This is a genomic window from Streptomyces sp. TS71-3 (assembly GCF_018327685.1).
In the GTDB taxonomy this organism is placed as follows: Bacteria; Actinomycetota; Actinomycetes; order Streptomycetales; family Streptomycetaceae; genus Streptomyces.
Map to the genome: position 1 here is coordinate 5,412,744 of NZ_BNEL01000001.1, position 11,716 is coordinate 5,424,459.

8 protein-coding genes and 2 pseudogenes are annotated in these 11,716 nt (G+C 75.7%); 6 read left to right on the forward strand and 4 right to left on the reverse strand.

Translation table 11 applies throughout. From position 1 onward, the window contains the following. The first annotated feature begins 298 nt into the window (after positions 1 to 298). Positions 299 to 1,798, forward strand: coding sequence for a PLP-dependent aminotransferase family protein (locus Sm713_RS22095; RefSeq protein WP_212911289.1), 1,500 nt, complete (start codon positions 299 to 301; stop codon positions 1,796 to 1,798). 236 nt (positions 1,799 to 2,034) lie between these two features. Here Sm713_RS22095 and Sm713_RS22100 read toward each other — a convergent pair whose 3' ends face one another. Then, entirely contained in the window at positions 2,035 to 3,630 is a 1,596-nt protein-coding gene (locus tag Sm713_RS22100; RefSeq protein ID WP_212911290.1) for a hypothetical protein, read from the reverse strand. Positions 3,631 to 3,670: 40 nt separating this feature from the next. Next, positions 3,671 to 3,865, reverse strand: coding sequence for a hypothetical protein (locus Sm713_RS22105; protein ID WP_212911291.1), 195 nt, complete (start codon positions 3,863 to 3,865; stop codon positions 3,671 to 3,673). 314 nt (positions 3,866 to 4,179) lie between these two features. On the opposite strand from Sm713_RS22105, the gene Sm713_RS22110 reads away from it, so the two are divergent. The 5 genes and pseudogenes from Sm713_RS22110 to Sm713_RS22130 all read left to right on the forward strand — a co-directional run. Then, positions 4,180 to 4,572 (forward strand): ankyrin repeat domain-containing protein, encoded by a 393-nt coding sequence (locus tag Sm713_RS22110; protein WP_212911292.1) that lies wholly within the window; start codon positions 4,180 to 4,182, stop codon positions 4,570 to 4,572. Between the two features lie 318 nt (positions 4,573 to 4,890). Next, on the forward strand, positions 4,891 to 6,309 hold the full coding sequence (locus Sm713_RS22115; RefSeq protein WP_212911293.1) for a HEAT repeat domain-containing protein: 1,419 nt from the start codon (positions 4,891 to 4,893) through the stop codon (positions 6,307 to 6,309). A gap of 88 nt (positions 6,310 to 6,397) precedes the next feature. Further along, on the forward strand, positions 6,398 to 7,522 hold the full coding sequence (locus Sm713_RS22120) for a glycosyltransferase family 1 protein (protein WP_212911294.1): 1,125 nt from the start codon (positions 6,398 to 6,400) through the stop codon (positions 7,520 to 7,522). Then, positions 7,519 to 8,691, forward strand: a pseudogene (locus Sm713_RS22125) (glycosyltransferase); the annotation flags it as partial. The gene Sm713_RS22120 and the pseudogene Sm713_RS22125, both read left to right, overlap by 4 nt. A 239-nt stretch (positions 8,692 to 8,930) precedes the next feature. Then, positions 8,931 to 9,755, forward strand: a pseudogene (locus Sm713_RS22130) (SGNH/GDSL hydrolase family protein); the annotation flags it as partial. Positions 9,756 to 10,114: 359 nt separating this feature from the next. On the opposite strand, the gene Sm713_RS22135 reads toward Sm713_RS22130, so the two are convergent. Together Sm713_RS22135 and Sm713_RS22140 are read right to left on the reverse strand one after the other, a co-directional pair. Continuing rightward, positions 10,115 to 11,098 (reverse strand): biotin-dependent carboxyltransferase family protein, encoded by a 984-nt coding sequence (locus Sm713_RS22135; RefSeq protein ID WP_249416430.1) that lies wholly within the window; start codon positions 11,096 to 11,098, stop codon positions 10,115 to 10,117. Then, complete coding sequence (locus Sm713_RS22140) at positions 11,095 to 11,712, reverse strand: allophanate hydrolase subunit 1 (protein WP_212911296.1); 618 nt, start codon at positions 11,710 to 11,712, stop codon at positions 11,095 to 11,097. The genes Sm713_RS22135 and Sm713_RS22140 overlap by 4 nt, the downstream gene beginning before the upstream one ends. Positions 11,713 to 11,716 lie beyond the last annotated feature (4 nt).

Consider the following 11,716-nt stretch of genomic DNA (forward strand, 5'->3'; position numbering starts at 1 on the left):
TTGGGCGCCTCTTCCGGGTTGCGCTTTACGGATCGCCCTCTCCGGTCGCCGTTTCACGCGCCTCAGCCGGCCGATCCGTCTGTGCGCACTCCCCCGAGGGCCGGGCCGGAGCCGGAGGGGCCGGACCGGACCGGACACGAAGGGTCGGACCAGAGCCGGGAAGGCCTTGTCGGGCGCCGAAAGCCCGCATCGGACGTGGTCGGTTCGACCTGTGGCCATAATGGACTGGTGTACGCCATGCTGTGGCGTGGAAGGTGGAGCCATTCATGGCCAATTTCGAGAAGGTGGACTGATCGCCGTGGCGCAGTGGACTTCAGCCGTGGGCTCACCCCAACTGGCCCGGCTGCTCGGCTCCCAGCAGGCCAGGCCCGCGGGCCCCGCCGCCCGGCGGCCGCCCGCCTACCGCGCGCTCGCCGACGGCATCCGGCTGCTCGTCCTTGAGGGACGCGTCCCGGTGGCGGCCCGGCTGCCGGCCGAGCGGGAGCTCGCGCTCGCGCTCTCCGTCAGCCGCACCACCGTCGCCGCAGCCTACGAGGAGTTGCGCACCGAGGGGTTCCTGGAGTCCCGCAGGGGCGCGGGGAGCTGGACCGCGGTGCCGGCGGGAAACCCGCTGCCGGCACGCGGCCTGGAGCCGTTGCCGCCCGAGGCGCTCGGCTCGGTGATCGACCTGGGCTGTGCCGCGCTGCCCGCCCCGGAGCCCTGGCTCACCCGGGCCGTGCAGGGCGCCCTGGAGGAGCTGCCCCCGTACGCGCACACGCACGGCGACTACCCGGCCGGACTGCCCGCGCTGCGCGAGATGCTCGCCGAGCGCTACACCGCCCGGGGGGTGCCCACCATGCCGGAGCAGATCATGGTGACCACCGGCGCCATGGGGGCCATCGACGCCATCTGCCACCTCTTTTCTGGACGCGGCGAGCGGATCGCCGTGGAGTCGCCGAGCTACGCCAACATCCTCCAGCTGATGCGTGAGGCGGGCGCCCGGCTCGTGCCGGTCGCGATGGCCGAGGGGCTGGCCGGGTGGGACCTGGAGCGGTGGCGGCAGGTGCTGCGGGACGCGGCGCCGCGACTCGCCTACGTGGTGGCCGACTTCCACAATCCGACCGGGGCCCTGGCCGACGAGGACCAGCGCCGCCGCATGGTCGATGCGGCCCGCTCCGCGGGCACCGTCCTGGTGGTCGACGAGACGATGAGGGAGCTGACGCTCGACGAGGGCCTGACCGTGCCGCGCCCGGTCTGCGGCTTCGACCCCGCGGGCGCCACGGTCATCACGGTCGGGTCCGCGAGCAAGGCGTTCTGGGCCGGGATGCGCATCGGCTGGGTGCGCGCGGCGCCCGATGTCATCCGCAGCCTGATCGCGGCCCGCGCCTACGCGGACCTGGGCACCCCCGTGCTGGAGCAGCTCGCCGTGAACTGGCTGCTCAGCACGGGAGGCTGGCAGGAGGCCCTGGGCATCCGGCGCGCCCAGGCGAGGGAGAACCGGGACGCGCTGGTCGCCGCTCTCCGCCGCGAGCTGCCCGACTGGGAGTTCGAGGTGCCCTCCGGCGGGCTCACCCTCTGGGTGCGCACCGGCGGAGTGTCGGGGTCGCGCCTCGCCGAGGTCGCGGAACGGGTCGGCGTCCGCGTGCCGTCCGGGCCGCGGTTCGGGGTGGACGGCGCCTTCGAGGGGTTCGTGCGGCTGCCGTTCACCGTCGGCGGCGCGGTCGCCGAGGAGGCCGCCGTGCGCCTCGCGTCCGCGGCCCGCCTCGTCGCCGAGGGCGCGGGCGGCGGGGCCGACGCGCCGAGGACGTTCGTGGCCTGACGCCTCGGGTCGCCTGAACCTCGGGTCGCCTGACGCCCTAAGGGGTCCTTGCACTGTGCCCGCCCGGGTCGCGCGGCCTGGCACCGCACCTCGCCGCGTTGCCGGAAAGCCCTGGTAGCTCCTCCCCCTCTCTCGACTTCGCTCGAGCGGGGGACCCCCATCGAGGACTCTCCGGCGCCTTGCGATGCACGGCACCAGACCACGCGACCTATCGGACGCTCATGGTGCAAGCACCCCTAAGTCCGGTGCTCCGACGCCACGGCGCCGAGGCCGCCGGCAACGGCTCCGCTGCCGGGAAGGCGCTTGGTTGCCGCACCGTGCATGACCCGCTGGGGGAGCAGGTCCAGCACCGCCTGCCGGTGCACCGCGTCCACCCCGCCGTCGTACGGGTCCGGGGTCGACGGGACCTGGAGCCGCAGCACCGGACCGGTGCCCAGGCGCGCGTATCCGCGGCCGGGCGGCACGTGGTGGGCGGGCGTGGTGCCCGGCGGCGCGCCGAGCGCGTCCTCGACCACGTCCACCGGGGCCGGGCCGAGCACCACGCGCGCGCGTGCGTACTGCCACAGCAGCGGCGCGAGGGTGTCCAGGGCGTCCGTGCGCTCGCCGACGACGACCGTCACCTGAGCGGTGCGGCCGTACCGCAGGGGGACCTGGAGCAGCGACTGCGGATCCGGGCGCCCGTCGGCGGCGGCGATGTCGGACAGCGGTACGGGACGGTCCAGCAGTACCCAGAGCGGGCGCACGGCGTCGGCGGGCGGCTGGAGGCCCGCCTGCCGCGCGTCGTTCAGGGCGATCAGCCGGCGCCGGGTCTCGTGCCCCACCCACTCCAGGGCCGCCAGCGCACTGCTGAGCCCGCACTCCACCCCCAGCACCCCGGCCCTGCCCGCCAGGAAGGCGTACTCGCCCGCGCCGCCGCCGTCGACGACGAGCACGTCGCCGTCCCGGAGCGCCTGCAAGGCGAGCGAGCGCAGCAGCGTCGTCGTGCCGCAGCCCGGCACGCCCGCCGCCAGCAGGTGGGGCTCCGCGCCCGCCCCGTCCGCGTGCCACACGACGGGTGGCCGGTCGTACTCCCAGGCGCCGTCCATCACGCGCAGCGTCCAGGGGACGGCGGTGGAGTCGGTGAAGCCCAGCAGGGTCTCGCCGGGCGCGGTGCGGAAGCGCTGCGCCGCGACGCCGGTCGGCAGCGGCGGCAGCACGGTGACCGTGAGCTCGTTGACCTCCACGTCCCACAGGAAGTGGTACTCGTGGCCCCGCCCGGACTTGGCGTGCACGAGACGCTCCACGCACGCGCGTGCCTCCACCTCGCCGTCCGTGAAGGACGCGGGGTAGCACATGACCACCCGGGACAGGTCTCCGTCCTCGTCGAACTCGCGGAACGGGAAGGCCCGCTCCCAGGTGCCGCCGTGCGTGTACAGGGGGTCCGGGTCCTCGGGATGCCAGAAGTACGGCACGAGGGCCTCGTAGAGGATGGACAGCCGCCGGCCTTGGGCCTCGTCGTCCGGCTCGGGCCGCGATGCCCGGGGCCCGCCGCGGCCGTACCAGACCGCCGCCCCGGTCACGGCCGCGAGGGCGAGCAGCGGTCCGAACGGGGCGAGCGCCACGATCAGCACGGCGGAGCCGGCCAGGAACAGCACGGGCCCGCGCCGGTCCCTGGGAGTCCCGGCCCAGCCGCGGCGGCCGGCCTCGGCCAGCCGGTACAGGCCCCGCGCGAAGGTGACGAGGGGGCGCAGGACGTCGCTCGCTCCCAGAGCCGTCGCGCGCGCCCGCTCCCGGCTCCGGAAGAGTGTGGTTCTCCCGCTGCGCAGGACACGGGGGAGGGGGCGCCGGGCCACGTCGACCTCCTGGGGCGGCGTCGGAGCGGGGGACCGTGTGTCAGAACTTGATGCCGCTGATCAGACCGGCCAGGCTCGCGCCCCCGGCGTGGATGCTCGGCGCGATGGCGGTGCCCGCCAGGTAGAAGCCGAAGAGGGAGCAGACCAGCGCGTGGGAGATCTTCAGTCCGTCCTTGCGGAAGAAGAGGAAGACGATGATGCCGAGCAGCAGCGCGCCGGAGATGCTGAGGATCATATGGGTTCTCCTGTCGAGGACACCTGTAGTGAGTGCTCCAAGGCTCACAGGTCGTATCCATATGACAAAAGGTGCAATTGAGTGAAAAGACCTCACCCCGCTCCGTGGTGCGGCGTGTTGCCCCGCCACCGCGTCCCGCCGGGCGCACCGGCCGGCGGCATGGGGTGATCTTCGCTCCGAGGGTGCCCGGTTCGGTGCCGCCACGGGCAGTACCCTGGCGATTCACTCGTACGACACTCCGTCGCACGGGTGTCCTGCCGCACCGCGGCGGCCGTCCCCAGGCGCTGCGCACATGATGGAAGGGCGTACCGCACATGAGTGAAGCCCCGGACCCGGAGGTCGTGGAGCTCGCCACCAAGATCTTCGATCTGGCACGCCAGGGCGAGACCGAGGCGCTCGCCGCCTACGTCGACGCGGGCGTCCCCGCGAACCTCACCAACGACCGCGGCGACTCCCTCGTCATGCTCGCCGCCTACCACGGCCACGCCGGCACCGTCCGGGCCCTGCTGGACCGCGGAGCCACCCCGGACCAGGCCAACGACCGCGGCCAGACCCCGCTGGCCGGCGCCGTCTTCAAGGGCGAGGACGCGGTGATCAGGGTCCTTCTCGACGCCGGTGCCGACGCCTCCGCGGGCACCCCCTCGGCGCGGGACACCGCGCGGATGTTCGGCAAGACCGACCTGCTCGCACTGTTCGGCGACGGCTGAGCCCCTGGTAGGCGCCGGCTGAGCCGCTCACCGTCCGGCCGCGCGCAGCAGGGTGGCCCCCGGCGGCGGGCCGGGAGAAATGTGGTCGCGGTGCACCAAACCCCTGAGCCATCATGACGACGTGATTCACGGACGCGGAGGCGGGGCAGGTGTTGCCGCACCCCGCGGCCCGTGAGCGGGCCCCGCGGGCCCACCGACGAGAGGCAGAGGAAGATGGTCTACAACGAGCTTCGGACGACCGGCGCCCCCACGAGTTGTCGCGCTGCCAGGTAGTGCACGATTCCCGGTTGCGTCGACGCTTGATGTGAGGCTGTTTCCATGTTCGAACCGGTCATAGCGCCCAGCGCCACCCTGCTCGGCCTGCTCCAGCGCGGCCGCGGCGACGGCACCCTGCACGCGCTCACTGCCCCGCGCTCCGAAGCGCTCACGGCCCTGAACCACTGCGTCCGCAGTGACCCGCGCCGTGACTGGCAGGTGGAGAACCGCTCCCTCTACTACGCACGGCTCTATCTCGACCTGCACGGCGGCCTGGAGGAGATCGAGCAGCACCTGTTCGACCCCGACGACCTGCTGGACACGGACGAGTCGCGCACCGGCCTCGCACTGTCCGTCCTCGGACACCTCGCCTCGTACGGCAGGCGCGACGCCCTCCTCCTGCTCCGCCGCTACGCCGCCTCGGGCGGCAACTGGGCGTGGGCCCTGGACGAGCTGGCCCTGCGCGACGACGACGCCGGCCTCAGGGCGCTCGCCGTGCCCGTGCTGGCCCGCTTCCCGGCCGACGCCGAGGGCGAGGCCGAGCTCGCGGCCACCGTGCGCGACGCCTTCGAACCGCGCCCCTGGCGGCTGTGGGCCGACGATCCGCGCGAAGCGCTCGCCGTCCGGATCCGCACGGCGCGCGAGAAGGGCTCCTTCGACCGCTGGCAGCGCCAGATGGGACCGGGGGGCCCGGGGCCCGAGTGGAGCGTCCGGGCCGTCCTGGACTGGGCGGACCGGGACCCGCGGCGCGGCACGTCGCCGCACGCCCCCGCAGCCCGCTGCCTGACGGCGGTCGCCGCGCCCGAGGACCGCCCGCAGATCATCGAGGCCGCACGGAGCGGCCAGGACGGAGCCCGCTGCACGGCCCTGCGCTATCTCGCCGACGCCCATGACCCCCAGGTGCTCGACCTGATCGAGGCCGCTGCCGCTTCCGGCTCGGCCACCGTCGTGGCGGCCGCCGTGGCCGCGTTCGAGCGGATGCGCAGTACCGCCGCCGTCGACCGCGCCCGCCGCTGGGCCGGGCGGCCCGATGCGCTCGGCGCGGCGGCCGGCCAGGTGCTCGCCTGCCGCGGCGCCGCACGCGACGCCGACCTGGTGCTCGACGCGCTGCGCGAGACGGTGCGAGCCGAAGGGCCCGACGTGCCCTCCCTCGGATCCCTCGTCGACGGCACGGGACGGCTCGGCATCGCATGCGCCGCGCCGGTATTGCGCCACGTGTACCGGGAGACCGCTTCGTCCCATCTGCGCGGCCGCGCCGCGCGTGCCCTCGCCGCCACCGACCCTTCGTTTCCCGCCGGGTTCGCGGTCGAATGCCTCTGGGACTGTGAGGAATCCACCAGGGAGGTCGCCGCGCGGCACGCCGAGACCGGCGACGCGCGCGTGGTGGACCAGCTCAGGAGGCTCGCCGCGGATCCCGCGGAGGAAGCGGACGTCCAGACGGCCGTCCGGAGCCGGATCGGACCCGACGCCCCTTCCGTATGACCGAAATCGGCTCAACGCTCACGGGACGTTCCCCCTCACGAAAGATCCTCGTTGACGTGGCCACGTCCTGCACGACGACAACACGAGTATGCGTGTCGTCATCGTCAGCGAATCATTCCCACCAGACGTCAACGGCGTGGCCCACTGTGCCCTGCAGACCGCCCGCCACCTCGTCACCCGCGGGCACGAGCCCCTCGTCATAGCGCCGGCCACCGCGGCCGGAGCGGACGCGGACGCCTCTGCACCCTGCCCCGTGGTGCGCGTCCCCTCCCTCCCCCTCCCCGGCTACGCCCAGGTCAGGGTGGCCCTGCCGAGCCGCAGGGTGGCCGCTGCGCTGACCGCGCACCGCGCCGACATAGTTCACCTTGCGAGCCCCTTCGTGCTCGGCGTGCGCGGCATGGCCGCCGCGGAGCGGCTCGGCATACCCGCCGTGGCCGTCTACCAGACCGACCTCGCCGGCTACGCCCGCACCTACATGGGCGGCGGCGTGTCCGCGGCGTGGCGTCGGCTGCGCGGCGTGCACTCGGCGGCGGACCGGACCCTCGCCCCGTCCACCGCGGCGCAGCAGGACCTGGAGGCACACGGCGTGCCCCGCGTCCGGCTGTGGGGGCGCGGCGTGGACACCGAACGATTCCAGCCTGCCCACCGCGACCCGGCCCTGCGCCGGGAGCTCGCCCCGAACGGCGAGGTGATCGTCGGGTACGTGGGCCGGCTCGCCCCCGAGAAGCAGATCGAGACGCTCGCCGGGGCCTGTTCCCTGGACGGCGTCCGGGTGGTCGTGGTGGGCGACGGGCCCAGCGAGGACGCGCTGCGCAAGCAGATGCCGGGCGCCGTCTTCCTCGGCCGCCGCACCGGCTCCGACCTGGCGCGGGTCTTCGCCTCCCTGGACGTCTTCGTGCACACCGGACCGTTCGAAACCTTCTGCCAGACCGTGCAGGAGGCCATGGCGAGCCGGCTGCCCGTCGTGGCGCCCGCCGCGGGCGGGCCGCTCGACCTGGTGGACCACGGGCGCACCGGACTGCTGGTGCCGCCCGGGGACAAGGACGCCGTGCGCGACGCGGTGCAGACCCTGGTCGCCGACGCGGACCTGCGCGCCCGGTACGGGGCGGCGGGCCGGGCCGCCGTCCAGGACCGCACCTGGGCCGCCATCGGCGACCAGCTCCTGGACCACTACACCGAGGTGCTCGCGGAGCGTGCGGCGGTGGCGGCATGAGCGACCCGTCCGGGGCCGCACCGGCACTCCGTATCGTCCGGCTCGCCAACTTCGTCGCACCCGCCTCCGGCGGGCTGCGCACGGCGTTGCGCGAGCTGGGCGCCGGATACCGTGCGGCAGGACACGACCCGGTTCTGATCATTCCGGGGGACCGGGTCGAGCGCCGCGAGACGGAGCAGGGCACCGTCATCACCCTGCCAGGACCGGTGCTGCCCGGCACCGGCGGCTACCGGGTCCTCACCGACCGGGCCCGCCTCACCCGCATCCTGGAGCGGCTCGCGCCCGACCGCCTGGAGGTGTCCGACCGCACCAGCCTGCGCTGGACGGGCGAGTGGGCGCGGCGCTCCCGGATCCCCGCCGTGATGGTCTCGCACGAGACCGCCGACGGCGTGCTGCGCACCTGGGGGGTTCCGGACGCCGTCGCCCGGCGTGTCGCGGACACGCTGAACTCCCGCACCGCCTGGGCGTACAGCCGGGTGGTGTGCACCACCGAGTGGGCCGAGCGGGAGTTCGCTCGGATCGGGGCGCGCAACGTCGTGCGTGCTCCCCTCGGCGTGGACCTGGCCAACCGGCACCCGCGCCTCGCGGACCCGAAGCTGCGTGCCGTCCACGCGCGCGATGACGAGGTGCTCCTCGTGCTCTGCTCCCGGCTGTCCGTCGAGAAGCGGCCCGGCACCGCGCTGGACGCGCTCGCCGCCCTGCGCGGCCGCGGCATACGCGCCCGCCTCGTCATAGCCGGGGACGGGCCGCTGCGGGACCGCCTCGAACAGCGCGCCGGGCAGCGGAGGCTGCCCGTGACGTTCCTCGGCCACGTCGGCGACCGCGAGATGCTGGGCGCCCTCCAGGCCTCCGCGGATGTCTGCCTGGCCCCGGGGCCCGCGGAGACCTTCGGTCTCGCCGCCCTGGAGGCGCTGGCGTGCGGCACGCCCGTGGTCGTCAGCGCGTCCTCCGCGCTGCCGGGGATCGTCGGCAGCGCGGGCGCCGCGGCCATCGACAGCGGCGAGTCCTTCGCGGACGCCGTACTCGCCATGCTCGACCGGCCCGAGGCCGACCGCCGCGAAGAGGCACGCGCGCGTGCCGAGTGCTTCGGATGGGACACCGCCGTGGCGGGCTTCCTGCGCGCCCACGACGCGGCGGTGAGCGTCCAGCCCGGCGCGCCCGGCCCCGATCCGCTCCCGGCCGGAGGCGGGGTCCGCACGGGCGCCGGCTCCAAGGGGCGGCGGTCCCGGTCGCGGGGCGGCGCGGCGGCCCAGGGCGGCGACGCGGCGATGGCCGCCGACGCTGCCACTCCGGCCGGCACGTCGCCGGCGCGGGCCGCGGGCGTGCGGGGCGGTACGAGCCGGCGGGCCGGGACGGCGAGGCCCGGCTCCGGCTGGCTGCCGGGCTTTCGCCCGTGGAACGGTGCGGGATGAAGCCCGTCCGGTACGTGGCGCTCGGCGACTCCCTCACGGAGGGCGTCGGCGACCCGGTGGACGACGGGTGGCGGGGCTGGGCCGCGCTGCTCGCCACCGGGCTCGGTCCGGCGGACGCCGTCGAGTTCCACAACCTCGCGGTCAGCGGGGCACGGACCCTGGACGTGCTGGAGGAGCAGACGCCCGCCGCACTGGCCCTGCGGCCCGACCTGGCCTCCGTGATCATCGGGGTCAACGACACGCTGCGCAGTTCCTATGACATCGACGCGGTGGCCGCCGGACTGAGCCGGATCTACGCGGCGTTCGCGGCCGAGGGCGTGCCCCTGGTCACCGCGTGCCTGCCCGACCCGGGCGCCATGCTCGGGCTGCCGCGGATGCTGGCCCGGCCGCTCGCGCGGCGCCAGCGGTCGGTCAACACGGTCGTGCACGCCCTGTCCGAGCAGCACGGCGCGTTCCACCTGCACCTGTCGGAAGGGGAGTGGATCACCGACCGGGCGATGTGGAGCGCCGACCGTCTGCACCCGGGCGAGCGGGGCCACCGGATGCTCGCGCGCCGCGTGCACCAGATGCTGGCGGACGCGGGTCTCGCGGCCGGGCCCACACCGCCGGCCGAACCCGAGCGCGCGGCGCCCTCGTGGGCGGCGAAGGCACGGTGGCTGGCCACCAAGGGCACCGCCTGGGTGGTCCGCAGGTCCAAGGACCTGTTGCCGCAGTTGCTCGCCCTGGCCGCAGCCGAGGTGGGCCACCGGGTGCGCGGTACCGCCGCGTACCTCGACGAGCAGGCGTCCCGGGCGGTGGCCGCGGCGCTCGCGGCGGTCACGGGGCACGACTGGGGCGTGAAGCCCGGCGCCACGAAGTCCGGTGCCGTGAAACCCGGCGCCGTGACGATCGGGGCGGTGCTGCCCGGGGCCGTGTCACCCGCTGCCCTGTCACCGGGGGCCGTGCCGCCGATGGCCGTGCCGTCCGGCGCGACGGGCCTTCCGGAGCCGCCGCCCGCACCGCCCGCGGGTCCGGTGCGGGCGGAGCCGTCCGAAGCCCTGGAGGCCGGATCCGGCTCCGCGGCGGTGGCGGAGCCGTCCGGCGGCCCGCCGGTCGGGTCCGGCGCACCCCTCGTGGTGGCGCCGTCGGACCTCGCGCCCGGGCCGTCCGAGGCAGCGGCGCCGGTTCCGGTCCGCGAGCCTCAGCCCGCGTCGTGTGCGGTGGCCGGCGGGGGACCGGCGCCGGCCTCCGAGGAACTCCCGGAGGACCCGCTGCCGACGCCCTCCGCGTTCCTGCCGGCCACCACGAACCGCACCGGCGTGCCGGGCGCGGCCTGGGCGGCGGCCGCCAGCGCCGGCTCGCGGACGACCGCCACCACGGGATAGCCCCCGGTCGTCGGATGGTCGGCAAGGAACACCACGGGTCGGCCGTCCGGCGGCACCTGCACGGCGCCCAGCACCATGCCCTCGCTGGGCAGCTCGTCGCGGATCCGGCGCTCCAGCGGCGGTCCCTCGGTACGCAGCCCGATGCGGTTGCTCGCCGGGGACACGCGGTAGCGGCCGGTGGTGAGCGTCGCGAGCGCCGCCGCCGTGCACCAGTGGTGCCGGGGCCCCCAGGCCACCGGCAGCACCAGCTCGCCGGGCGGGCCGGGCTGCGGGGCGGTGTCCACGCGCGCGTGCAGCGCTGCCGGGGCACCGAGCGGCAGGACCGTCCCCGTGGCGAGGGGCGGCGGTCCCAGCCCGGAGAGCAGGTCAGTGGACCGGCTGCCCAGCACCGGGTCCACGCTCACCCCGCCGGCCAGCGCCACATAGCTGCGTACGCCGTGCACCGCCGGGCCGACGTCCAGCACGCCGCCCGCCGGCACCGACACCGCAGCGCCCCACGCGGCCGGCCGGCCGTCGACGCGCACGGTGCAGGCCGCGCCGGTGACCGCCGCGGTCATCGGCGCGCGCGGGCGCAGGGCGCACCCGGTGAGGGTGGTCTCCAGGACGGCGGCGGACGGGCCGTTGCCCACCAGGCGGTTGGCCAGCGCGGCGGCGCCCGGATCGAGGGCCCCGGAGCGGGGCACCCCCAGATGGGCGTGTCCGGGCCGGCCGGCGTCCTGCACGGTCGTCAGCGCTCCGGGCCGCACCACCACGACCGCCCGGCCGGCGGCCGGGGCCACCGCGACGACCCCGTCGGTCACCGCGGCTCCTCGGGCAGGAACCTGACGCGCGCTCCCGGCGTCAGCAGGGCCGCGGGCACGCGCCGGGGATCCCACAGGACGGTGTCCGTCGTCCCTATGAGCTGCCAGCCGCCCGGCGACGTCCGCGGGTACACGCCCGTGTAGGGGCCGGCGAGCGCCACGGAGCCGGCCGGGACCCCCGTGCGGGGCGTGGCCCGCCTCGGCACCCGGTAGCGCTCCGGGAGCCCCGTCAGGTAGCCGAAGCCGGGGGAGAAGCCGCAGAAGGCGACCCGGAACTCCGCCGCCGCATGGATGCCGCCCACCTGCTCGGGACGCACGCCCCACGCCGCCGCCACATCCGCGAGGTCCGGGCCGTCGTACCGCACGGGGATCCCGACGACCTCTCCCACGGGCTCAGGGCGAGGCGGTATGTGCCAGGTCAGCAGCCGTCCGGCTAGCTCCGCGGGGTCGCACACGCCGTCTAGCAGGACGGTGCGGGCCGCGGGCACGATCTCGCGGACGTGCAGGGAGCCCGCCGCGCGGCGCCGCAGCAGCTCCGCGTGGAGCGCCTCGGCCTCGTCGCCGCCGGCCACCTCCACGAGCAGGGCATGGTCGCCGACCGGCAGGACGCTCATGCCC